Annotated in this window: 1 protein-coding gene; it reads right to left on the reverse strand. The window is 51.8% G+C overall.

Annotated elements, in window-relative coordinates; genetic code table 11:
• The coding region (locus tag E5Q11_RS18220) for an immunoglobulin domain-containing family protein (protein ID WP_410111161.1) at nt 1-303 on the reverse strand (303 nt) is incomplete at its 3' end.
• Between the last annotated feature and the right edge of the window lie 6 nt (nt 304-309).

A 309-nucleotide genomic window follows, 5' to 3' on the forward strand; every position in this document is an offset into this window, starting at 1 on the left:
GTTGGGTTGGCAGGATAGGGGAGGACACCCTGTACCAGGGCATTTCACACTCAATTCTTTGACGGGGCTCGTGTTATATTGCACAGAGCACTTCACAGTTGTGTCTTCTGGGCACTCTGCAGCTGGCAATGTCAACTGGCTGCACATGGTGTATGGCCCCCCAGAGATCTGGGCAGGTGGGAAGTTTATGACGCTTATATCCTTCCCACTCTTGCCCCAGGTCACATTCATATTTCCGGATGGGAAGTAATTCTGAATCAGGCAGCCGATTATCACTGGGTCGCTTGACAGAGATGGTGAGATCGGAAG

Origin of the sequence: Marinobacter confluentis (assembly GCF_004785685.1) — a bacterium.
Taxonomy (GTDB): Bacteria; Pseudomonadota; Gammaproteobacteria; order Pseudomonadales; family Oleiphilaceae; genus Marinobacter; species Marinobacter confluentis.